We start from the raw sequence: 24,562 nt of genomic DNA, 5'->3' as shown, positions 1-24,562 counted from the left end.
GTGAAGTTTGTTTCGTAGGCGGACAATAGAGAATCATTCCCCATCAATATATGTTGAATTTGAATCGTTCAAAAAGCGGTAAACTGCTATTTTCATTTAATGGCATTTTACTGATTGTGTTAGCCCAATTACTACTCGGAGGTCTGGATACCAAAACATCCACCCCCCGAAAACCTGTGTCGCTCAAAGCGACGGTACCTGTAGCAAGGTTACGTGAACCTGGCATTGCCGATACTATCAGTTTCTCGATAGTAGGAGACCTCATGGTCGGTTCCAGCTATCCTTCCACCTACTATCTTCCAAAATATGATAGTGGAACGATCCTGCAGGAGGCGCTGCCCGTGTTATCACAAACCGATCTCCGCATTGGGAACCTGGAAAGCTGTGTATCCGACTCGGCCCCTGTGTTCAAAAGCTGTGGTACTAACCAGTGCTTCGCTTTCCGTACTCCCACAAAATTTGCCCAGTGGTACAAAGACGCCGGTTTCGAATACCTCAACCTGGCTAACAACCACAGTTTTGATTTCGGTCTGACAGGGGTCACGAACACCCTCGCCTGGTTGCAGGAGAATAATATCCGTACCAGCGGTACCCTGCAGCACCCTACGGATAGCATCACGGTCAGGAATACCCGCATCGGGTTCATATCCTTTGCCCCACACAGTAACTGCCTGGATCTCAATGACGATTCACTGGTAACTGCCATGATATCTGAACTAAAACCCCGTTTTGACATCGTAGTCGTATTCTTCCATGGAGGTGCAGAAGGGGCTTCCAAAATGACCACGCCGAAGACAAAAGAGGTCTTTTTTGGGCAAAACAGGGGAAATGTCCGTCATTTTGCGCGTCTTTGTGTAGATGCCGGAGCGGACATGGTAATCGGCTCAGGTCCCCATGTAGTACGGGGAATGGAGGTATATAAGGAAAAATTAATCGCTTATAGTTTAGGTAATTTTTCAACTTATCACCAATTCAATTTAAAATATCCGCTAAATATTGCACCTTTGTTGCAAGTAACAATCACAAAAGAGGGGAGAATGCTGGACAATAAAGTCTTCTCTTTCAAGCAAGAAGGAGAAGGTATCCCAAAACCTGACTCGGCTATGAAAGCTTTCAAAATGATCCGTTCATTGTCGGTGAAGGATTTTGGATATACAGGAGTGAATGTAGGGACCTTGTGATGCAAAACATGTAATTGTGAAGAGGCTAATACTACTGCTACTGCCCCTGGGGGCGACCATAACGACTGCTGCTGCACAGCAGAAAAAGAAAACCAAAGCCACGCCTGCGAAAAAGCAAACGCACGTGGTGCATTCCACGCATGCTAAAACCACAGCACATGCGCATAATTCCCAATCTGGTAAAACGGCTCACCTGCCCCATACTAAACCCGGAAAAAAAGGGACTGCTCATCACCCTGCAAAGGGGGGGAAAGCTGCTATGGCGGTGAGACCTGGTTCGGGTGTCAATCCTGACTTACCGGACGAGCCGGTGCATCAGGTGTATGTGCCTGACAGCGCCGATCTGGCCAGTATCAAACAGGAGGAGGTGCGCAATATGCTGCTCACCCTGGTATCGGAACTGGGTAAACCTTATGTTCGTGGTGCAATCGGCCCCATTGGGTTTGATTGTAGCGGGTTGATTAATTATGGTTTTAATGCCATCGGTATGACCATCCCAAGAACGGCTGCGAGTATTTCTGTACTAGGGCAGGTGGTGAGTCCGGAGAATTTCAGTCCTGGTGATCTGTTGTTCTTTACAGGAAGGAAGAATGTAAAAGGCAAGAAAGTAGGTCACGTAGGTATGGTCTATAAGGTGGAAGGCGGAAAGGTGATGATGATTCACTCATCCAACCAGGGGGTGAATATTGTTGACATCACGAATAGTACTTACTACAAAAAGAGATTAGTCGCTGCAAAGCGTATATTCTCACCAATGCCGGTAGATTCCTGTCAGGAGCCACTGCCACTGAATGAGAGCAAGAAATAAAAAAATTATAGAAATAAAAACGCTTCTGCCCTGCAGAAGCGTTTTTATTTGCCCCCAATCCCTTATTTTTAAGAAGAATCATCCCCGAACACAAAACAATCGTTATGGAAGCACAGCAACTGGACAAGAACAGGAATGAAGATGCCATGCGCAGATCGCTCAGTACCCTGAAACAACGCCTCGCCATTGTAGAACAGGGCGGAGGTAAAAAGAACCTCGAAAAAGTCCGACAGCGGGGCAAATTGACTCCCCGTGAACGTATCGCATATCTCTGTGACAAAGACGCGACCTTTACTGAAATAGGGGCATTTGCTGCCTATGGGATGTATGAAGAACATGGTGGGTGCCCAGCGGCAGGCACTGTCGGAGGTATCGGCTACATTGCCGGGCGGCAGTGTATGATCGTGGCCAATGATATGACCGTGAAAGCGGGGGCCTGGTTCCCTATGACGGGGAAGAAAAACCTTCGCCTGCAGGAGATCGCAATGGAGAATCATTTGCCCATTATTTACCTGGTAGATAGTGCGGGGGTATACTTGCCTATGCAGGATGAGATCTTCCCGGATAAGGAGCATTTTGGCCGTATATTTCGCAATAATGCGCGTATGAGTGCGATGGGTATTACACAGATAGCGGCGGTGATGGGTAGTTGTGTAGCAGGTGGTGCGTATCTGCCTATCATGAGTGATGAAGTGCTGATGGTAGAAGGTAATGGTTCTATCTTTCTCGCAGGGCCATATTTAGTAAAGGCGGCTATTGGTGAAACTATAGATGCAGAGACCCTGGGTGGCGCCGTGACACATACAGAAATTTCAGGTATTGCTGATTATAAATTCAAATCAGATGAGGAGTGTCTGGATCATATAAAGAAAATAGTCAGCAAGCTGGGGCACCCGGCCGATGCGGGTTTTGACAGGGTCGCAGCTGTTGCTCCGGCAAAAGATCCTTCGGAATTATATAGCCTGATTCCTGAAGATAGTACCCGTCCTTATGATATGGTGGACGTAATTTCACGGATAGTAGATAATTCTGAATTTGATCAATACAAAGAAGATTATGGTAAAAGCATTCTGTGTGGCTATGCCCGCATAGATGGTTGGGCAGTGGGTATAGTAGCGAATCAGCGGAAGATAGTAAAAAGCAGGAAAGGTGAAATGCAGATGGGTGGTGTGATCTATAATGATAGTGCGGATAAGGCAGCCCGTTTTATCATGAATTGTAATCAGAAGAAAATACCGCTGGTGTTTTTACAGGATGTAACCGGGTTTATGGTGGGTAGCCGTAGTGAACATGCGGGTATCATTAAAGATGGAGCAAAGCTGGTGAATGCAGTGGCGAATTCTATCGTTCCCAAAATTACAGTAATCGTGGGAAACTCTTATGGTGCGGGCAACTATGCGATGTGTGGGAAGGCATATGATCCACGTTTTATCTATGCATGGCCCAATGCAAAGATTGCGGTAATGGGAGGGGAGCAGGCGGCAAAGACATTGTTGCAGATCCAGGTGGCTTCGCTCAAAGCAAAAGGGGAGGAGATTACGCCTGAGGATGAAAATAAATTGCTGTCTGAGATCACAGCGAAGTATAATAGTCAAACCACGCCCTATTATGCGGCGGCTAGATTATGGGTAGATGAAATAATAGACCCATTGGATACACGAAGAATAATTTCTGAGAGTATAAAGGCCGCGAATCAGGCGCCCGTGGAGGGTAATTTTAGTTTGGGCGTATTTCAGGTGTAATACAAAATACTCGTCCCTACCAAAGAAGCCGCCACCGCTGTCAAGGAAAAAGAAACCAGCCAGATTAAAGAAATGAAAAAAGATTTCTTTAATCTGGTTACCATTTAAGCTACTACAGGAGGAATAAGACCGACCTTTCATACTGTACGCTGGTCACAATATTCACTACGCTAAGAAAAAATAAGATCTTTCTTGCTTGCTGTCGCAGGCCCAAACCAAATTTCCTATCTTTGCCCGCTATGTCCGAAGTAATAATCTACACAGACGGTTCATCCCGCGGCAATCCAGGCCCAGGCGGCTACGGCGTCATCCTCATGTGGAACTCAGTTCGCAAAGAACTCTCCCAGGGATATCGCAAAACCACCAACAACCGCATGGAACTCCTCGCTGTTATCGTCGCGCTCGAAACGCTCAAAAAGGACGGTTTGCCAGTCCGCATCTTCACCGACAGTGAATACGTAGTCAATTCTATTGAAAAAGGTTGGCTCTGGAACTGGGTAAAGATCGGCTTCAAAGACAAAAAGAACAAAGACCTCTGGCAGCGGTTTATTCCTGCTTACAGAAGACAGCAAGTGAAATTTACCTGGGTAAAAGGGCACTCTACCAATCCACTCAATAACCGCTGTGATGAATTGGCTACTGCCGCTGCTGATAGTGGACAATGGTTGATAGATCAGGGGTTTGAAGCGGGGAATTAAAAAGTATTCGTAAAGGATTTATAAAAGCATTCGGGAAGCATTCAATATAAGTTTTCGTATTACATTCAATAAACGAGGCCGTATCTTACTTAAGATATGGCCTCGTTTTATTCGGGTACCTAATGGAGGTAGTCCTTTAAGCACTTCTGAGGAGGTTTATTTATTTTTGATGCAATCTCTTTTATTGAAAAGGATTTAAAACATAATACCATTAAATGCCTAAACCCATAGAATGCATTAGTTAATCACTTTAAAAACTCGCATAATGCTTCATCACAATATTCGTTATCTCCCCATAAGACCTCCCAACTGCCGCCTGAAACAATTCCCCCACCGTAGGTGAAGGCAAATCCTGCCCGCCAATCAACTTCCTATCCTCCGGGGTCAGCACCCTTTCATCTCCCTTAAAATAACAAAACGAATTACTCCATCCCGCATCCGCAGGCAACACAATCTTCTCCATATCATCATCATTCGCCCCATCTATCAGATAACACACAATATTCCCCCCAGTCACCACACTCACCGTATTAAAATACAACACCCCTTTATATGTCTCCTTCCTCACCTTATCCGCTTGTCTCGGCCGCTTAGTCGTATCCGCAGGCTCTATAATCTCTACCGTCTTTACCAGCTCCCTATAATTCTTCTGTATATTCGGCTTACTCACCAGAAAATCTTCCACCCTGATATCCACCACATAATCTGCATGGAGCTTATTTTTCACTACTTCACTTTCCGGTAATATCTGCACAAAACTATTATTATTCTTTGCCCGCAGGTTATTCAACACATTATCTCTGAAGATCGCTGCACCCGGCTCCAGGGCTCTCTGGTCATACTGTGATACCAATGCTACATCGCGTACTTCCACAACAGCCATTCCCATCTGGTACGCCTGCTCCATCATCTCCTTCGCATTCTTATAATCCGGCACCAGCGACAAAGCCGCCTGGAAATTACTATATGCTTTCCGTGCACTAAATCGATCTCCATTCCTCAACAACGCCATCCCATGATCATATCTCGTAGCTGCTGCCGTATCTCTGGATGCAGATATCGCATTCCTGTAATCCTTCGGTGTCACCACCGTAAGGCATGCCGGACACGCTTCAATATTATTATAGAGGTTTTGCAGTACCTGGTACTCCCTCAATGCTGCTTCAAATTTTAAATTTGCAGTGGTGCCCAATGCAGCCGACGCATTTTTTTCATGCAACTGTACTGATTGCGCATATGCCTGTGGCAATAAAGTCAGTGAAGTCTGGTGTGTGGGAGTTTTACGGAGTTTCTTTACAAATGCAATAACGGCTTCGTCGTAACGGCCCTTATTGTACAATTTCTCCCCTGATTTGCAGGACAATGCAAAAATAAGTGGTGCTATCAGCCACCAGCGACAGTTAGGTTTGTTTATCATGATATAGGTATAGTCCCCCTTGTATAAAAAGAGCTTACTTTAGATGCTACCTGATCAGCTATGTGTATCTCCATGATAAAAAGCCTTTACTTCAGATACCATTTGATCTCTCTGAGAACCCTGCAATTAAAATCTTTCCTTTCAGATACCGCTTGATCTCTCTCTGAGAATCCTGCAGTTAAAATCCTTACTTCAGATACCGCTTAATCTCTCTCTGCGTATCTCTCTCCTTAATAGACTCACGCTTATCATGCATTTTCTTCCCTCTGCCAAGTCCTATCTCCATCTTCGCCAACCCCTTCTCACTCAAAAAAATACGTAATGGAACGATGGTAAACCCTTTCTCCTTAATCTTCCCTTCCATCTTACGCAGCTCCCGTTTTGTCAACAGCAACTTACGCTCGCGCAATGGGTCATGATTCGCGTAGGCGCCATGCGAATATTCGGTGATATGCAGGCTTCTAACAAACAATTCTCCTTTAGAAAAATAGCAGAATGAGTCATTAAAACTAACCCGGCTCTGTCGGATAGATTTAATCTCAGTACCTGTCAATACCATCCCTGCAATAAATTTATCCTCTATTGCGTACTCATAAAATGCCGATCTGTTCCTCAGTTCTGCCACTTTAAATTGGGATTTACAAATTGCGGATTACAATGGCATGAATTCACACCAGCTGTAATCCGCAGTTATTTTAAAAAATTAGTTTTTAAACAATTCGAGCAACTGTGCCAGTTTGGCCTTCATTTCTTTACGGTCAATAATCAGGTCCAAAAAGCCATGTTCCAGCAGGAACTCAGCACTCTGGAAACCCTCAGGCAAGTCTTTCTTGATCGTTTCCTTAATGATACGTGGACCAGCGAAACCGATCAGGGCCTTAGGCTCTGCAATGTTCAGGTCACCCAGCATTGCGAAAGAAGCCGTTACACCACCCGTGGTCGGATCTGTTGCCAGAGAGATGAAAGGCAGCTTCGCATCCGCCAACTGCGTCAGCTTGGCAGAAGTTTTTGCCATTTGCATCAGGGAAAAAGCACTTTCCATCATACGGGCACCACCAGATTTGGAGATGATCATTAATGGCATTTTGTGTGCAATACAATAATCAATGGAGCGGGCGATTTTCTCACCTACCACTGAACCCATAGAACCGCCAATAAAAGCAAAGTCCATGCAGGAAACCACCAGGTCGTTACCAAATACTTTACCCACACCTACACGCATCGCGTCTTTCAGTCCGGATTTCTTCTGAGCATCTATTAACCTTGCGCCATATGGCTTTAAGTCCTTGAATCCCAAAAAGTCCTTTGGATAAATATTAGGGAACAGCTCTTCGAACTGATTGTTATCGAATAAGATCTCGAAATATTCAGCAGAATCGATACGATTGTGGTAATTACACTTATCGCACACGTAAAAGTGGTCCTTCAGGTCTTTGACCGTAACTGTTTTTTTGCAGCTAGGGCATTTGTGCCACAAACCATCCGGCGCTTCTTTCTTCTCACTTGTAGACGTTTGAATGCCTTGTTTAATTCGCTTAAACCAGCTTGACATATTGAACTATTAGGTTACAAAATAGTTGTGCAAGATACAAATTAAATTAACTTCAAAAGTATCTCGTTTGCAATATTATAATAAAACAGGTTGGCGGTCAGGTTTTTCTTTGAGAACGGGCAGGCTGAGAGCTGATTTATTCAAAAGTGGCTGGTTTTCAATCCTTCCGGAGTCCACCTTAAAAGAAAAAGCCGGTAATTTTCACAATTACCGGCTTCCCTGAAGTATATCTCCCTCAATATTAAGCATTTCTGCCAATGCAGTTCAGATCTTTGAACGCCTCTTCCAGACGTTTTACAAAAGTCTCTTCACCTTTACGCAGCCATACACGAGGATCATAGAATTTCTTATTTGGCTTATCAGCACCCTCTGGGTTACCCAGCTGAGCCTGCAGATAATCTCTCTTAGCTTCGTAGAAATCATGAACACCTTCCCAGAATGCCCACTGCATATCTGTATCCAGGTTCATCTTGATTACACCGTAACCCAGTGCTTCTGTAATCTGATGCTTAGGAGAACCTGAACCACCATGGAATACATAATAAACTGGTTTAGCAGCAGTTTTGTGCTTAGCCTGGATGAAGTCCTGGCAATTCTGCAGGATCTCAGGACGCAGTGCCACGTTACCTGGTGAATATACACCATGTACGTTACCAAAAGCAGCAGCTACTGTGAAACGAGTACCTACCTGAGACAGTTGCTCGTAAGCGAAGTTTACATCTTCAGGCTGAGTATACAGCTTGGAGTTGTCTACGCCGGAGTTATCAACACCGTCTTCTTCACCACCAGTTACGCCCAGCTCGATTTCGATGGACATACCCAGCTTGTTCATACGCTCGAAATATTTTTTAGAGATCTCGATGTTCTCATGGATTGGCTCTTCAGAAAGATCCAGCATGTGGGAACTGTACAGTGGCTGACCAGTTTGTTTCTTAAATTCTTCACCCGCATCCAGCAGACCGTCGATCCATGGCAACCATTTTTTAGCAGCATGGTCTGTGTGCAATACAACCGGTACACCGTAGTATTTAGCTACTTCATGTACGTGTTTTGCACCGGAAATGCCACCTGCAATGTTTGCCTGCAACTTATCATTCGGCATTCCTTTACCTGCAAAGAACTGTGCACCACCGTTAGAAAACTGAATAATAACAGGTGAGTTTACTTTTGCAGCAGTTTCCAGTACAGCATTTACTGTATTAGTACCTACCACGTTTACCGCAGGCATTGCCCATGCATTGTTCTTGGCATCATTGTACAGCGCTTCCAGCTCTTCGCCGAATAATACGCCAGCTCTGTATTTTCCCATAGCTTTCGGATTGTTTTACATTTAAGGACAGCAAATATAAGTACTAAATAACAAGTTTTATAGTGTTAGAATCATGTTTTCTAGTGATTTATATGATATTCGTCAAAAAAAAGCCTGATTTTGGTAGAAATTATCCCGAAAATAAGCCGCAGCGCGCAAGATTCTACTACCATACCAGCTGAACATTTCTCCATCTACCAGCTGAACAGGAAGAGAGGTAAAAAATGGAAAATGGGCTGCTTTGAAAGGAAAAGGTTCAGAAGATAATAGAACTAGTTGACAATCAGTATACTGTAATTCATCAAGGGTAATAACAGGGTAACGGGTCCTTTTTTTAAAAACATTCTCAAACCCACATTGCTCCAACATGGCAGATATAAATGTGTCTCCTCCGGCTACCATCCAGGGATCTTTCCAGATGAAATAGGCCACTTTTTTGTGAGGAGGACCATTTTTAGAAAAAAAGGCCAACTGCTCAAAGGCTGTTTTTATCTCCGAACAAATTTGCACCCCCTTTGCTGCCCGGTCTGTAATTGCACTAATTTGTGAAATCATTTCCAGGGCACTCTCCAAATCATGCACATCTGTCACCCAAACCGGGAAATCGGCCATCAATGATAAGATCTGCTCCCGTTCATTCTCCTCCTTATTAGCAATGATCAGATCCGGTATTAACTCCCTAATCTGATCTATATGTAATTTCTTTGTTCCTCCCACCCGGGTTTTATCATTCACCGGGTGAATACAAAATTTTGTCACTCCCACAATCTCATCAGAAAGCCCAAGATCAAATAATAACTCTGTTTGCGAAGGAACTAATGATACAATCCGGTGAGGTGGAAAGGACAACCTCACCGGATTGCCAGTTTGATCTTTAAGCGGTAAATCAGAAAATGTAGTATCCATCTTTCCGCTGTTTACATCTTAGTTGCCAAGTGCCTGAATAATATCGTATTTCGTAATGATGTGTGCCTTTCCACTTTCATCGCGTGTCAGCACCGCACCATTTTCTTTATTGATATAAGAAGACAATTTCTCTATCGGCGTATCCATTTTTACCTCCGGGAATGCAGCCTGCATCACCTGTTTGATCTGCGCATCTTTCAGGTTCACATCATCAATCAGTCTGTTGAAAAGTCCATTTTCAGAAATAGAACCTACTATTTCCTGCTGATGTAAAACCGGGATATGTTCGATATCATACTTCTTCATTTTAGTAATCGCCTCACTCACTTTCTCTTCCTGTTCTACCGTTACCAATGGCTGGTTACGGCGACTATTCACCACATCTTTCACTGTCTTCACATCGAGGAAACCTCTTTCCATCATCCACTGATCATTGTACACTTTACCTACATAACGGCTGCCAGAATCATGGAAAATCACCACGACTACATCTGTTGGTTTTAAAGATGCTTTCAGTTGTAATAGCCCTGCAATCGCAGAACCAGCGGAGTACCCCACAAAAATGCCTTCTTCTTTGGTAATACGTCTTGCCATCACAGCCCCGTCTTTGTCCGTTACTTTTGTAAAGGCATCGATCACATTCATGTCGTAGTTCTGCGGTACAAAGTCTTCGCCAATACCTTCGGTGATGTAAGGATAAACTTCCGACATATCCAGTTCTCCTGTTTCAAAGTATTTCTTCAGCAGGGAACCGTAGCTGTCTATGGCCCATACTTTTATGTCCGGATTCTTTTCTTTCAGGAACTTGCCCGTACCGGTAATGGTACCGCCAGTACCCGTGGCCACAACCAGGTGAGTCACCTTTCCATCTGTCTGTTCCCAGATTTCAGGACCCGTTTGTTCGTAGTGTGCATCACGATTGGCAAGGTTATCGTATTGGTTTACATAGAAACTGTTCGGCACCTCAGTAGCCAGCCGTTTGGATACTGAGTAGTAGGAGCGGGGATCTTCAGGTTCTACGTTAGTAGGGCATACGATCACCTCGGCGCCTACGGCTTTGAGTATGTCTACTTTTTCTTTGGACTGTTTATCGGTGGTGGTAAAGATACATTTGTAACCCTTGATCACAGCGGCCAGCGCAAGACCCATACCTGTATTGCCGGAGGTACCTTCAATGATGGTGCCGCCTGGTTTTAGTAAACCTTGTTTTTCTGCGACTTCTACCATTTTGATAGCCATACGGTCTTTGATAGAGTTGCCAGGGTTAAAGAATTCTACTTTGGCAAAGACAGGGCAGGGAAGGCCTGCGGTAACGCGGTGGAGTTTTACCAATGGGGTGTTTCCTATGGTTTCAAGGATGCTGTTGCAAAACTTCATAACTATATTAAATTGATCGGAGCGAAAATAAGGTAAATGAATGATTTGCCCCAAATCACTCAATAACCACTATATAATTAATATACAATATCTTTGCACAATTATGACAAACCGCATCTTCATCACCGGCATTGGCACGGGCGTAGGCAAAACCATCACCTCCGCCTGTATCACCGAGTCCCTCCAGGCCGATTACTGGAAACCAGTGCAAACCGGTCTGAAAGAAGGCACTGATACTGACACCATAAAAAATCTACTCACAAATCCAGTTTCAAAATGCCATAAAGAGGCCTACCGCCTCCTGGAACCAGCCTCTCCGCACCTCGCTGCAAGGCTCGAAAACGTAACCATTAATGTAAAAAGAATAATAGAAATAGCTGAGACTTACCAACCGGCCAACCGCCCCCTCATCATCGAAGGCGCCGGCGGCCTCATGGTACCTATCACTGAAACGACCTTTACCATCGACCTGATCCAACAACTCAAAGCCAAAGTCATTATCGTGGCAGGCAACTACCTCGGCTCCATCAACCATTCATTACTCACCGCAAAAGTCCTCCAGCAGGCACAAATTCCTGTTCTGGGCTGGATCTTCAGTGGCGAAACACATACTAATGAAGACGAAGTTGTCACCTGGTCCGGATTCCCCAAACTGGGAAGGATTCCTCAAACCAGCCATATTGACAAGGCTTTTGTAAAGGAACAGGCAGAAAAGCTATCTTTACAATTAAAATAACTCAGCGTACCATATTGTTAACAAAAAAGGATATACGCCGGGAGTTTCTTGAAAAAAGACTGAATACTCCCTCCGACGAGATTACCAAGCTCAATGCGCAGTTGCTCGCACAATGCAGGCTACTGGATTTCAGCCCTTACAAGCTGGCACACATTTTTCTACCTATCAGGGAAAAAAAGGAAGTGGATACACCAGCTCTTGTAGACTATACCCGGATCCATTTTCCGGACCTCCAATGGGTAATTTCACGTTCCAATATGGCCGATAGCACCATGTTGCATTACCTTTGGGATCAAAACACCGTACTGGAAAAGAACAACTACGGCATTCCCGAGCCTACATCAGGTACCCTCATCGCGCCATCTGAGCTGGACCTGGTATTCGTACCACTGCTGGCATTCGATACCGCCGGCCACCGCGTAGGCTATGGCAAAGGGATGTACGACCGCTTTCTGGAACAATGCCGCCCGGATGTTACCACCATCGGACTGTCATTGTTCGACCCGGTAACCGGCATTGCCGACATCGGCACCTGGGATGTTCCACTGCATATCGTGGTCACACCCAATACGACTTATCATTTCACAAAAAGCTGATGCATGCTGCAATATCTTAAGATCTTATTATATCCTTTCTCACTTTTGTACGGTTTGGTCATGTGGACCCGCAACAGGATGTACGACAATAAAGTACTCACTGCTGTGGAATTCGACCTGCCCGTGATCGCTGTGGGCAACCTTTCTGTAGGAGGCACTGGCAAGACTCCCCATGTCGAACACCTCATCCGCCTGCTCAAAGACCGCGTACACACCGCTACCCTGAGCCGTGGCTATAACCGCCGTACCAAAGGCTACCTGCTGGCAGATGAAAACAGCACCGCCTCACAGCTGGGTGATGAACCCATGCAGTTTCACCAAAAGTACCCGGACATCAGCGTTTGCGTGGGCGAAGAGAGAATGCTCGCCATTCCCCAACTGCTCGGAGAACGCCCCGAAACACAGGTGATCCTGCTGGACGATGCCTTTCAGCACCGCTCTGTAAAACCAGGTATGAACATTATGATCACCGACTACAGCCGCCGGTTTACCAAAGATCATGTGGTACCATTTGGTCGCCTCCGGGAAGGACGCAAAGGATACGAAAGGGCCAATTGTATCATCGTATCCAAATGTCCACCCCACCTTTCTGAAACTGAAAAAAACGCTATCAGGCAGGAAATCAATCCCTTGCATGAACAACATGTATATTTTACCACATTGCAATATGGTCAGCTGTACGACCTGTTCAGCGGTGCACCCACTACTATACCGGCAGATACAACACTGTTGCTGGTAGCCGGTATCGCCCGTCCTGAACCACTCCTGCAGCACTTGAAAAGCAGCCACCGGGAGGTCTTCCAGCTGCCTTTTCCCGATCATTATTACTATGGGGTGCACGACCTTGATAAGATACAACGTGAACTCGGGAACCTGCCCGGGGAGAATAAAATGGTGATCACCACCGAAAAAGATGCCGTAAGGCTACAGCTCCTGGCCCCGCAACTCCGGGAGCGAAACATAACCATCGCCGTTATGCCGGTGGAAATATCTTTCCTGTTCGGGGAAGGAGATTCATTTAATAATTATATTTTTGATTACGTGGAACAGTTTGGAAGTAACCATGATTAAATGTTACGAGAATGACTAAAAAGAAAAAACCTCAAAAAGAAAAAGGCGCTAGCAGCAGAGAAAAAGGCAGTAGCAGCCAAAAGAAAACCTACAAGGGAACAATAGAAATCACCCGTTCCGGCATGGCTTTCGTCATCGTCGAAGGACAGGAAAAAGATGTACTTGTAAGGCAGAAAAACCTGAATACCGCTTTAGACGGAGATGAAGTAAACGTGGATGTTATCAAACCAGCTAAGAACCAGGGACGAATGGAAGGAGTGATAACGGCGATTACTAAACGTAAGAAGACAGAGTTTACCGGCACCCTGCAGGTGAATAAGGGATTCGCATTCCTTATACCTGACAAGGGTATCTTCATGCCGGATATATATATTCCAGCGAACGAAGTAAAAGACATGAAGAGCGGCGATAAGGCCGTAGTCAGGATTGTACAGTGGGGCGAAAAGACCCGCAAACCCGTTGGCGAGATTGTAGAACTACTGGATGCCAGCGATACCAACGACCTGGCTATGAAGGAGATCCTTATCGAAGCGGGCTTCCCGCTTAGCTTCCCGGCGGATGTGATGCAGGAACTACAGGCCGTCAAAGAAGACATCAGCAGTGATGAAGTAAAGAAACGTAAGGACTTCCGCAAGACCCTCACCTTTACCATCGACCCTGTGGATGCCAAGGACTTTGACGATGCCCTCTCTGTCAAAAAGACCCGTGGTGGCTGGTACGAGATCGGTGTGCACATTGCTGACGTAAGTCACTATGTACTGCCGGATACTGCGCTGGATAAGGAAGCAGACAAACGTGCTACTTCCGTATACCTGCCGGATCGCGTACTGCCTATGCTGCCGGAAAAGATCTCGAACGAGCTCTGTTCCCTGCGTCCGCACGAAGATAAACTGACATTCTCTGCCGTGTTTAAGATCAATGAGCAAGGGGAGATCAGGGAGCAATGGATTGGCAGAACCGTGATCCATTCCGATCATCGATTTACCTACGAAGAGGTACAGGAGATCATCGAAAAGGGAGACGGACCTTACAAAGATGAATTGCTGTTGCTGAATACCATCGCACAGACTATGCGCAAAACACGTATTCAACATGGCGCTATCAACTTCTCTTCGCAGGAAGTTCGCTTCCAGCTGGATGAACATGCAAAGCCGATCGGCATCATGATCAAGGAGAGCAAGGAAGCCCACCAGTTGATCGAAGAATTCATGCTGCTTGCCAATAGAAAGGTAGCAGAATATGTATACAATATCCGCATCGGCAATAACCAGCAGGTGCCGTTCCCATATCGTACCCACGATACACCGGATGAAGAGAAGCTGAAAGTGTTCTCTGGTTTCGTAAACAAGTTCGGTCACAAGCTGGATCTTTCTAACCCTGAAGCGCTGGCGAATAGCTTCAATGCAATGTTGCAGATGGCGAAGGGCAAACCTGAACAGCATGTACTCGAAACCCTCGGTATCCGTACCATGGCCAAAGCCGTTTACCAGACGGAAGATATCGGTCACTATGGATTGGGTTTTGATCACTACTGTCACTTTACATCTCCGATCCGTCGTTACCCCGATGTATTGGTACACCGGGTGGTAGCGCAGTGCCTGGCCAATGATATTCATGCTGATAAAAGGATGGATGCAATGTGTAAGCACTCTTCAGAGATGGAGCGCAAGGCGATGGAAGCAGAAAGAGCTGGGAACAAATACAAGCAGGTGGAATACATGCAGCAGTTCCTGGGCGAGACTTTCGATGGTGTGGTGAGTGGGGTCGCTCATTTTGGTTTCTGGGTAGAGACAGTGGATACCAAGTGTGAAGGACTGGTGAGTTTGCAGAGTATGATGACGAAGGATGATTTTAAGTATGATGAGAATGAATATTCACTGATAGGGATGAATACGGGTCGGAAGGTTCGTATTGGAGATAAGGTGAAGGTGCAGGTAGCTGCGGCAAACCTGGTAAAGAGACAGCTGGATTATGAGCTGATAGAAGATGAGGATGCAGATTTCCCGCCGCAGGGTAGAGTAGTACGTGGTCGTGGCGGAGAAGCTCCACGCAGCAGAAGAGACCAGGATACTGATTTTAATCGCTCTCCCCGCGGCAAAAGGCAACCTTCCGAAAGGAGTGGCGGCCCTGCCAAAGGCAAACCAGCTAAAGGTGACAGATCTGCCACTGATAAGAAGAAATCATCCTCTGCAAAGAAGGGTGGCGGTGCTTCCCGTAAAAAGGCATAATTTCGACCTGATTAATAATTATTGACAAGATACCATGCATTCATTTCAGGAATTAACGATCCAGTTTGGAGAACACTTTGCGAAGGAACATTTTCCGGAAAAACCTAAGAAATTGTACGATGCGGCCAGCCACATACTCAAAATAGGTGGGAAGCGTATACGCCCTATACTGGCACTGATGGGCAATGAATTGTTTGATAATATTCACCCTGACTCGTTCCAGGTAGGAACAGCGGTGGAGCTCTTTCACAATTTCACCCTCGTACATGACGATTTGATGGATAAGGCCCCCCTCCGCAGAAACCACCCAACCGTACACACTCTGTATGGTGATACCGCTGCGATCCTGGCCGGAGATGTGATGCTGATCAATGTATATGAATACCTGAACAAGGTACAGCCTCAGCATAAACAAAAACTGTTAGCCGCTTTTAACAAAGCTGCGATCGAAGTGTGCGAAGGCCAGCAGATAGATATGGACTTTGAAGAGATGGAGCCGGAGCATGTACAATTCGATGATTATGTAAACATGATCGCACTGAAGACTTCCGTATTGCTGGCAGCCAGTCTGAAGATGGGTGCTATCATTGGCGGGGGAAGTGAATACAACCAGGATCACCTGTATCAATTTGGTAAGAACGTAGGGATTGCCTTCCAGATCCAGGATGACTTTCTGGATGCCTTCGGAGATCCGGAGAAATTTGGGAAACAACAGGGGGGAGATATCTTAGTGAATAAAAAAACCTTCCTGTTGCTCAAAGCACTGGAACTTTGTAATGCTACACAGCGGACCAAGCTGAAGGAGCTGTTAGCAACTAATCCGGAAGATAAGGTAGCGCAGGTGCTGCAATTATTCCATGACTGTCAGATTGATCAGTGGGCGGAAAAGGAGAAGGAAAGGTTCCATGATCTGGCATTGGAGCACCTGGAAAAGATCGCGGTATTATCTGCCAGGAAACAACCATTGATCGAACTGGCTGATTTTCTCTTAAAAAGAGAACATTAATGCATAATGCAGGACAACCATCTGCCACAAGATCCGAACTGGCTGATTTTCTGCTAAAAAGAGAACATTAATGCAGGGCAACCATCTGCCACAAGATCCGAACTGACTGATTTCCTCTTAAAAAGAGGGCATTAATGCATAAAGGAGATCACTACCGATCGAATTGGCTGATTTCCTTCTGAAAAATAAAGGAACTTCAGGAAACAATTATTCGAACTCCCTGATTTTCTGCTTCAAAGCGGGCATTAATTAAATTTCAATATATTCGCATCATCGCTAAACCTAAGGAAGGTCAACAACAAAATATCACCACCAGATGTCTAAATCGCTGTTTCGAAAGAAATCTATTACTACTATTCTGAAAGATGCACAAGATGGTTTATCAGATGACGCACATGGTGGCGGGTTACATAAAGTTCTGAAAGTAAAGGACCTGACAGCAATGGGCATTGCTGCCGTCATTGGCGCTGGTATCTTTTCAACCATTGGCGAAGCGTCGTTTCATGGTGGTCCCGGGGTTTCCCTGTTATTTATTATTACTGCTATCACCTGTGGTTTTTCGGCCCTTTGTTACGCCGAATTTGCCAGCAGGGTACCCGTGTCGGGAAGTGCATATACCTACTCGTATGTGACCTTCGGAGAACTGGCAGCCTGGGTGATTGGTTGGGCGCTGATCCTGGAATACGCCATCGGGAACATTGCCGTAGCCATATCGTGGAGCGGCTATTTCAATAACCTGCTCGCTGGTGTAGGAAAGGCTTTTGGGATGAATTTATCCCTGCCGGTGTGGCTGACGAGTAATTATGATAGTGCTACGCCTGAAATTTATGCAGCGGCACCGCACATTGGAGGCCTGCCTGTTATACTGAATTTACCTGCTTTTATTATAGTAATTTTAGTGACTTACCTCGCTTATGTAGGTATCCGTGAGAGTAAAAAGAGCGCCAACTTCATGGTGGGGCTCAAGATCGCAGTGATCCTCTTTGTAATTATAGTCGGTTCATTTTATGTACATCCTGACAACTGGTCACCGTTTATGCCAAATGGTTTTTCAGGGGTACTAAAAGGTGTGTCTGCCGTATTCTTTGCCTACATAGGTTTTGATGCGATCAGTACCACGGCTGAGGAGTGTGCAGATCCGCAGCGCGACCTGCCCAAGGGCATGATCTATTCATTGATCATCTGTACCATATTATATATCCTGATTGCATTTGTATTGACAGGGATGGTATCTTATTCACAGCTGAAAGTAGAGGATCCATTAGCATTCGTATTCAATGCGGTCAACCTTCACAAAATAAGTTTCCTGATATCTGTAAGTGCGGTAGTAGCCACCACGAGTGTACTGCTTGTATTCCAGATCGGTCAGCCACGTATCTGGATGAGTATGAGTCGTGACGGGTTGTTGCCAAAGAAATTCAGTAAGATCCATCCGAAGTTCAAAACACCTTCATTTGCAACAATTATCACAGGTGTGATCGTAGGTGTACCTGCGCTCTTTCTGAACCTGACCGTTGTAACAGACCTGACCAGTATCGGAACTTTATTTGCATTCATCCTGGTATGTGGTGGGGTATTATTACTGCCCCCGCAGGAGAAAAATGATGGTAGCAAACGATTCCGTTTACCATATATCAATGGGCAGTATATCATACCAGCGATCGTGCTGATCTTCATTTTTATCTTCAGAAAAGAATTACCAGGCCGTTTCTCATTTGAAGGTGGCTGGGATGTATGGAAACACAATATTCCATTCTTCTTCTTTGCCATAGCAGCCGTGATCTTTGTGGTGTTGTCATTTGTAAAGAAACTGTCGGCGATACCTGTTCTTGGTTTGCTCAGTTGTTTTTACCTGATGACAGAAATTGGTTTCAGGAACTGGGTAGTGTTCACGATCTGGCTCATCATCGGTTTGACTATTTATTTTGGCTATAGTTACAGAAAGAGCAAGCTGAATCAGGATATACCAAAGCATACTTTCTAAAATATTCATATCAAATAATAAGAACGGTTTTACCAAACAAAAGGTAAAACCGTTCTTTTTTATAACCAGTCCCCAATAAAAAATAGGAAATCTTCCATGTTGCCGCAGGCCTGTTTTATTTAACTACCTCACCTTTAACAACTTGCAGCACTTATCTAATTTGGAAAGTCCATAAAAAAATTATATATTTAAGTAGTTCTTTGATCCTAAACTCATATTTTATGAACCTGCTACAGCGAATTGACCATTGGGGCGAATCGCATCATCCAAAATGGGTTGATGGCATTCGCGTCCTTCTTGGAATATTTTTGTTCTGGAAAGGAGTTGTATTCATTCAAAATATCGATGTTCTCAAAGCCGTGATAAACCAGAGCCCGTTTATCACCGTATTATCCTTCTGGCTTGCTCATTACATTGTCTTTGCTCATCTCCTGGGCGGGGTCCTTATCACATTTGGCCTCCTCACCCGAGCTGCTGTCATCGCACAGATCCCCATTCTACTTGGCGCCCTCTTCTTTGTACATACCCCTACAGGGTTATTCAATGTACATAGCGAATCCGGCCTTTCCATCCTTGTTCTACTGTTGCTGTTAGTATTTCTTGTAGAAGGTAGTGGCCCCATTTCTTATGATGGTTATATGCGCCGGCATCCTGCATGACCGGCTGCAAAGAAGTAAGAGTCCCATAATTTATGTAGTTTTGCTGCACTGCGATACAGGTAGCAGGGGGATTCCTGCTATCTGTCATTGTTATTTAGAGACGCAGTGTAGTTATCATGAAGTACGAAATTGGAGATAAGATATTATTGCTTCATTCAAAAGAAGAAGGTACTGTTGTCGACATTATCAATAACGATATGGTGATGGTAGAGATTGGCAAAGTTACCTTCCCCGTGTACCTGGATCAAATCGATTTCCCTTATTTTCACCGGTTTACAACCGCGCCCAAGAATGGCAACCCACCTGCCAGAAAATCTGGTTTTGATATTAAGCCTGAAAAGAAACAGGATACTTTTAAAATGGACAAAGGGGTATTCCTCTCTGTACTGCCTGTATTCCGTGTAGAGGGATATGAGGAAAATGTAGAACAACTCAAGTTTCACCTGGCCAATGAGACCAATACTGCCTGGAAGTTCCATTTCCAGGTATACCTCAAAAATCAGCTGGAACTGGAGATGAAAAATGAAATCCAGCCATTTGCAAATTTCTATCTCAGCGACCTTCCTTTCGAAGCGCTGAACGATAGTCCAAGAATAGAATTCACCTTCTATCCCAAAGAACCAGATCCAAAACTGGCGCCGAGTTTCCAGAAAACCTGGAAGATGAAAACAAAGCAGATCTTCCAGCAACTGAGTGATTTACAGGCCAGAAGAAACGCTACATTAAGTTATTTACTGTTCGATAAGTTTCCGCCAAAACCGGAAAAATCGGGTAATGATTTCGATACTCCTTCAATCGGTAAGTTCGCAGCGTCTAATACGACCACTTCGACCAATACCCTTCCTGAAGTACCCCTTACACCTAAGTACGAACTGGACCTGCACATCGAAACGCTCACAGACGACTGGAAAGGGATGAAGAACATTGAAATTCTTGCGATACAGCTCAATGAATTTGTGCGTTACCTGGAACTGGCCATTTCCCACCATCAACATAATATGTTCGTGATCCATGGGGTAGGGAAGGGCAGACTCAAGGATGAAATTCATAAGATATTAAAAGATACGCCTGAAGTAGATAAATTCTCAAATGAATATCACCCCAGGTACGGATTTGGTGCAACTGAGATATTTTTTAAGTAACCTTTTTACTATTTTTGCAAAAACTACAAACCGTGCTATCGTTCCAGGCAACTGGTAAGGAAAGTCCGGACAGCATAGAGCAACGCACCACCTAACTGGTGGGGACCTGTTCTCCTCGTCTCTGACGGCTTGCACAGGTCACAGAAAGTGCCACAGAAAATGACCGCCTTGTCTTGTACAGGGTAAGGGTGAAAATGTAGGGTAAGAGCCTACGTTCTGGAATGGCAACATACTAGAAGGGTAAACCTTGCGTGCTGAAATGCCATGTATACGGTCGATTAAGGGCGGCTCGTCCAATGACCGAGGGTAGGCAGATACAGATGACGTGCGAACGTTGTCGCAGATAAATGATAGCATCAGTCGTCGCAAGACGATTGAACAGAATCCGGCTTATAGGTTTGTAGTTTTTGTTTTTATCTTCACATGGAATAGCTTACACCCAAATCTATTATACCCAATGAATCAAAAAGACGAAAAAACCTGGGCGATATTTATCAGCCTTGCCGGCATTATAGGAATGACAATAGGGCTTATTTCTCCTGTCGGTAACATTATTGCTGTACTTGTACTTTGGCTGATCAAAAGAGAGCAGTCTACTTTCCTGGACACTGAAGGGAAGGAAGCGCTGAACTTCCAGATCACCATGAGTATCGCAGCGTTGATCGTAAATATGATTTTATTCTTTATTGGTACCCTCTGGACCCTCACAACTTTCTGGTGGATGTCCAGCTCACCTAATTTCAGTTTTAGGTTTGTAAGCGGCCGTAATGGGATTGTTTGGTTGATCAATGTGATATTTTCTATTATCGCTACCATCAAAGCGAGTAATGGAGAGGTATATAGATATCCAATCAACCTGAGACTCGTTAAATAATTAAAAAGGGCTTTTGCTATCAGCAAAAGCCCTTTTTCCTCTGAAAATGGTTTTCATGCCTGTTGGTGAATCCCCTTTTTCAGCAATGCTTTTATACGGATATTTTATCCTTTTTTGATCTTCATTACTTTTGGTTTCTTCCCCAGTTTCTCCACCTTCATGGTACTTGCTACCTTCAGGGCATTATAAGCATTCACCAAACCACCCGTTGCAGACAAATCAGCAAAGGCGACTGTCTGACCAGGCGCACCAGGTTTAGTTACTTCTTTCGTACCGTCAGGCAAAGGCACTGCCGATTTCAACAATACATATTTCAACTGCTCTGCAGTCAGATCAGGGTAGTAAGACAATACCAACGCCGCTACACCGGCTACGACCGGACAAGCCATGCTGGTACCACTCAGACTGCCATATTTATTACCTCCTGGCAGGGTAGCATAAATAGATACACCTGGTGCAAACAGATCTACCGTACGCTTACCGTAGTTAGAGAAGCTTGCCACTTTAGCACCTGTTTTACCATTACTGGTGGCACCCACAGTCACTACATTACCAGCCACACCACCGTTCAGGAAATCGGCATTGGGGAAGTTGTCAGTACTGTCTACATTCTTACCATCATTACCCGCTGCATGTATCAACAATACATTGTGGTCCGCCGCATATTTGAAAGCAGCATCTACCCAATCCTTATGCGGAGAAAATGATTTACCAAAGCTCATATTGATAATACGCGCACCATTGTCTACTGCATAACGAATAGCCAATGCTACGTCTTTATCACGCTCATCACCATCTGGTACTGCTTTCACTGCCATGATCCTTACATTGTCTGCCACACCATCCATACCTACACCATTGTTTCTTGCAGCTGCAATGATACCGGATACGTGAGTACCATGGAGACCAAATTGTCCCATTACATCATTATTACCGTAGTATTTGTCGTTGATATCATTGATATCATCGCCTACGATTTCCTTGCGTTTTGCATTAGGTGTATAGTTGTCAGAGATCTCTGCTTTCTTTTTCAGGTCTTCTATGTACTCTTCGAATTCAGGTTTGAAATCAGCATAAGTAATAGCAGAATCGCCGGTGCTGTTAAACAGGCGGATCATGAAATTCTTTGCCACCATTACATCTTCGTCTTTAGTCTGGATGCTGTCGAGTTTGGGTACATTGAAGTCGCTGGTATGCAGGAAGGTGGTGAGAATACCGCCGGCTTTATTCACGTTGTCCTGCAGTTTCAGCATGGCTCTATAAGTCGTTTTGCTTTCAGTAGAAGGTTTGGCAATTTTGCTGGATACCTTTAACCAATAAGTATATTCTTTTGAGTCGTGGTTGAGTGCGGAATCAGGTTTTACATATTTGTCCTTTAACCGTACATATTCCCTGGTCGCTTCGTCAGAATCATCTTTTAAGCTACGGCCGTCCTTTCCACCTAAAAAATTCCATCCATGTACATCGTCTACATAACCATTCTTGTCATCGTCAATTCCATTTCCGGGAATTTCTTTTGGATTCGTCCATAAAATGGACTTCAGATCTTCGTGTAGTGTATCGATACCTGAGTCGATCACAGCAACGATCACAGGGGTACTTTTTCTCCCTTTTAACAGTTCAGTGTAGGCGCGCTGCACGCTGGTGCCATAAACGCTGTCAGCGGTGTAGTCCAGCAGGTGCCAGTTCTTTGGTACTGCATTACCCTGTGCATAGGCCGAATTAGTTGTAAGTGCAGTCATCATCGCAACACATCCTGCCATGACTGCTATTGCTCCGCTAGATTTCATTAGTCTGTATTTTTTCACAATAAGCATATCAATACAAATACCATAAATGGTTAAAGGTTATATAAAGTGTAACGGGCCAAGATAAGACGAATTGATGAAGAGGGGAAATAGAATATTATGATCAGTTGAATGGTGTGGTAGATGGGGGTGAATACCTATTCGTAGAATGAAATTATTGAATATTATAAAATATTTTCCACTATGGAGCGTAGGACGATTTTCTTTGAAAAGTGGCTACGGGCACAACAATAATACGATTTGAAGGCTAAACTGCTGGTAAATAGCAAGGAAAGTAGCACGAAAGTAGAATATGAAATTCCAGGAAAAAGTGTAATATTTAGAGCTGGAAGAATAATTAGGAGACTCTCCAATTATTTTTCTCATAAGCATGGTTTCCGTTTAACGAAAAAGCGAGGTTCTCTAACCTCGCTATTTTTTTACCTATTTGTCGCTCATTAAATGTGGCATGTTCCAGATGCCTGGGTTTTGGATGTTGATTGGTTTTGGTATAAAACGAATTTATTATTATTTTATTGTATATGTTTAGGCGTAAAAAGGTAATAAATTAATGCAACAGCAATAATTTGATCATTGCACAACACAAGTCATGCAGGTGTGCTTCACACCAACAGCTATGCAGCAATTTATTACTAATTCATCCAGGTATTTATTCCAGTTTCAACTCCCTGGGCGTTTCATTTCCCGGTAAATCTACAGCCACTACGACTACTTTGCCGCCTGATGGCAGATAGCCAGCCTTATAATACCAATCCACGCCATTTCTGCCTAAAACAGCCTTTCCTCTTTCCAGCATAGCACCTGCCGCATCGTGTACCCGTACGTCCACTTCTACTACCCTGAATTCATCCTTTGCTGTTACTACTACCGTCTCCTCTTCCAGTCGGATATTCTGAATCTCCGGCGACTTGTATGCATCCTTTATGGCCAAGTTATAAGCATTCTGGCCAGGACCTGCCAGTGACTTATAATATGCCTTCAGTTCAGGGTCCTGCAGGATTGCCTTCGCATAAGCTGCGGCTATGGTCATCTTATACCTGGCTTCCAGCTGCTTTTTTGTTGGCTTTTTCTTTGACGGACCGCGTTTTTTGGCCATTATAATCTGCCCGTTTCTTTCGTAGATCGTGAGTTGCTTGCCGAGGGTGCCTCGTACAAGTTGAAGGAGTATGCTGTCTTTTACAAGTGCCATAACAAACAATTTTGAGGTTACAAGACAATATTAAAACCTTCATCCGAACTATAGTGCAACTTCGTTACCAAATGAGTACTAACACTTCACTATAAGTACACTTCAATATCAATTTGATATACAGATGTACTTTTAATGTACTTATGGTATACTTATGGTGCACTTGTAGCATTAAAGCTATGCTATAGTTTACCTGGCTATTCGGCAATAAAACATTCATGAAAGAGGGTATTCACTAAGAGGCATGAAACCCATTTTTAGAAAAAACCCTCATGAACC

21 protein-coding genes and 1 other RNA gene are annotated in these 24,562 nt (G+C 44.5%); 14 read left to right on the top strand and 8 right to left on the bottom strand.

What is annotated here, in order from left to right:
• The first annotated feature begins 59 nt into the window (after nt 1-59).
• The 4 genes from BW716_RS26940 to rnhA all read left to right on the top strand — a co-directional run bounded on the left by BW716_RS26940 (nt 60) and on the right by rnhA (nt 4,429).
• The gene (locus BW716_RS26940; RefSeq protein WP_220388840.1) at nt 60-1,181 is read left to right on the top strand and encodes a CapA family protein; all 1,122 of its coding nucleotides are present in this window, start codon (nt 60-62) and stop codon (nt 1,179-1,181) included.
• A 16-nt stretch (nt 1,182-1,197) separates the two neighbouring features.
• Entirely contained in the window at nt 1,198-1,989 is a 792-nt protein-coding gene (locus tag BW716_RS26935) for a C40 family peptidase (RefSeq protein ID WP_083728831.1), read from the top strand.
• Between the two features lie 104 nt (nt 1,990-2,093).
• Complete coding sequence (locus tag BW716_RS26930) at nt 2,094-3,731, top strand: acyl-CoA carboxylase subunit beta (protein WP_083728829.1); 1,638 nt, start codon at nt 2,094-2,096, stop codon at nt 3,729-3,731.
• A 239-nt stretch (nt 3,732-3,970) separates the two neighbouring features.
• The gene (gene rnhA / locus BW716_RS26925) at nt 3,971-4,429 is read left to right on the top strand and encodes a ribonuclease HI (protein WP_083728827.1); all 459 of its coding nucleotides are present in this window, start codon (nt 3,971-3,973) and stop codon (nt 4,427-4,429) included.
• Between the two features lie 250 nt (nt 4,430-4,679).
• Here the strand turns inward: rnhA and BW716_RS26920 are convergent, their stop codons facing one another.
• The 6 genes from BW716_RS26920 to BW716_RS26895 form a co-directional block, all read right to left on the bottom strand.
• Entirely contained in the window at nt 4,680-5,846 is a 1,167-nt protein-coding gene (locus BW716_RS26920) for a hypothetical protein (protein ID WP_083728825.1), read from the bottom strand.
• Between the two features lie 187 nt (nt 5,847-6,033).
• Nucleotides 6,034-6,471, bottom strand: coding sequence for an SsrA-binding protein SmpB (gene smpB, locus BW716_RS26915; RefSeq protein WP_083728823.1), 438 nt, complete (start codon nt 6,469-6,471; stop codon nt 6,034-6,036).
• A gap of 78 nt (nt 6,472-6,549) precedes the next feature.
• Nucleotides 6,550-7,398 carry an acetyl-CoA carboxylase, carboxyltransferase subunit beta gene (gene accD, locus BW716_RS26910; RefSeq protein ID WP_083728821.1) on the bottom strand — a complete coding sequence of 283 codons (849 nt, stop codon included), beginning with the start codon at nt 7,396-7,398 and terminating at the stop codon, nt 6,550-6,552.
• A gap of 241 nt (nt 7,399-7,639) precedes the next feature.
• On the bottom strand, nt 7,640-8,707 hold the full coding sequence (gene fbaA / locus BW716_RS26905) for a class II fructose-bisphosphate aldolase (RefSeq protein ID WP_083728819.1): 1,068 nt from the start codon (nt 8,705-8,707) through the stop codon (nt 7,640-7,642).
• A gap of 102 nt (nt 8,708-8,809) precedes the next feature.
• Complete coding sequence (locus tag BW716_RS26900) at nt 8,810-9,613, bottom strand: helical backbone metal receptor (RefSeq protein ID WP_083728817.1); 804 nt, start codon at nt 9,611-9,613, stop codon at nt 8,810-8,812.
• An 18-nt stretch (nt 9,614-9,631) separates the two neighbouring features.
• A complete protein-coding gene (locus BW716_RS26895; protein ID WP_083728815.1) occupies nt 9,632-10,990 on the bottom strand; it encodes a pyridoxal-phosphate dependent enzyme in 1,359 nt (452 codons plus the stop codon).
• 103 nt (nt 10,991-11,093) lie between these two features.
• On the opposite strand from BW716_RS26895, the gene bioD reads away from it, so the two are divergent.
• From bioD to BW716_RS26845, 10 genes are all read left to right on the top strand, one after another.
• On the top strand, nt 11,094-11,726 hold the full coding sequence (gene bioD / locus BW716_RS26890) for a dethiobiotin synthase (protein ID WP_083728813.1): 633 nt from the start codon (nt 11,094-11,096) through the stop codon (nt 11,724-11,726).
• Nucleotides 11,727-11,740: 14 nt separating this feature from the next.
• Nucleotides 11,741-12,322: a 5-formyltetrahydrofolate cyclo-ligase gene (locus BW716_RS26885; protein WP_179091286.1), complete on the top strand. Its 582-nt coding sequence runs from the start codon at nt 11,741-11,743 to the stop codon at nt 12,320-12,322.
• Nucleotides 12,323-12,325: 3 nt separating this feature from the next.
• A complete protein-coding gene (gene lpxK, locus BW716_RS26880) occupies nt 12,326-13,393 on the top strand; it encodes a tetraacyldisaccharide 4'-kinase (RefSeq protein ID WP_083728809.1) in 1,068 nt (355 codons plus the stop codon).
• An 11-nt stretch (nt 13,394-13,404) separates the two neighbouring features.
• Nucleotides 13,405-15,621, top strand: a complete 2,217-nt coding sequence (rnr, locus tag BW716_RS26875) for a ribonuclease R (protein WP_083728807.1) — start codon at nt 13,405-13,407, stop codon at nt 15,619-15,621.
• 34 nt (nt 15,622-15,655) lie between these two features.
• Nucleotides 15,656-16,627: a polyprenyl synthetase family protein gene (locus BW716_RS26870; protein WP_083728805.1), complete on the top strand. Its 972-nt coding sequence runs from the start codon at nt 15,656-15,658 to the stop codon at nt 16,625-16,627.
• 316 nt (nt 16,628-16,943) lie between these two features.
• Nucleotides 16,944-18,611 (top strand): amino acid permease, encoded by a 1,668-nt coding sequence (locus BW716_RS26865; protein ID WP_083728803.1) that lies wholly within the window; start codon nt 16,944-16,946, stop codon nt 18,609-18,611.
• 221 nt (nt 18,612-18,832) lie between these two features.
• The gene (locus tag BW716_RS26860) at nt 18,833-19,270 is read left to right on the top strand and encodes a DoxX family protein (protein WP_083728801.1); all 438 of its coding nucleotides are present in this window, start codon (nt 18,833-18,835) and stop codon (nt 19,268-19,270) included.
• A 116-nt stretch (nt 19,271-19,386) separates the two neighbouring features.
• Nucleotides 19,387-20,412, top strand: a complete 1,026-nt coding sequence (locus BW716_RS26855) for a Smr/MutS family protein (RefSeq protein WP_083728799.1) — start codon at nt 19,387-19,389, stop codon at nt 20,410-20,412.
• 22 nt (nt 20,413-20,434) lie between these two features.
• An RNA gene (rnpB, locus tag BW716_RS26850) (RNase P RNA component class A) lies at nt 20,435-20,821 on the top strand.
• A gap of 48 nt (nt 20,822-20,869) precedes the next feature.
• The gene (locus BW716_RS26845) at nt 20,870-21,286 is read left to right on the top strand and encodes a DUF4870 domain-containing protein (protein ID WP_083728797.1); all 417 of its coding nucleotides are present in this window, start codon (nt 20,870-20,872) and stop codon (nt 21,284-21,286) included.
• Between the two features lie 104 nt (nt 21,287-21,390).
• Here BW716_RS26845 and BW716_RS26840 read toward each other — a convergent pair whose 3' ends face one another.
• Together BW716_RS26840 and BW716_RS26835 are read right to left on the bottom strand one after the other, a co-directional pair.
• Nucleotides 21,391-23,076, bottom strand: coding sequence for a S8 family peptidase (locus tag BW716_RS26840; RefSeq protein WP_235643956.1), 1,686 nt, complete (start codon nt 23,074-23,076; stop codon nt 21,391-21,393).
• A gap of 667 nt (nt 23,077-23,743) precedes the next feature.
• Nucleotides 23,744-24,283 carry a hypothetical protein gene (locus tag BW716_RS26835; RefSeq protein ID WP_083728795.1) on the bottom strand — a complete coding sequence of 180 codons (540 nt, stop codon included), beginning with the start codon at nt 24,281-24,283 and terminating at the stop codon, nt 23,744-23,746.
• Nucleotides 24,284-24,562: the final 279 nt, after the last annotated feature.

This window comes from [Flexibacter] sp. ATCC 35208 (assembly GCF_001975825.1).
Taxonomy (GTDB): Bacteria; Bacteroidota; Bacteroidia; order Chitinophagales; family Chitinophagaceae; genus Chitinophaga.
Note: the sequence above shows the minus strand (reverse complement) of the source record. Positions and strands in the feature narration are given on the sequence as shown.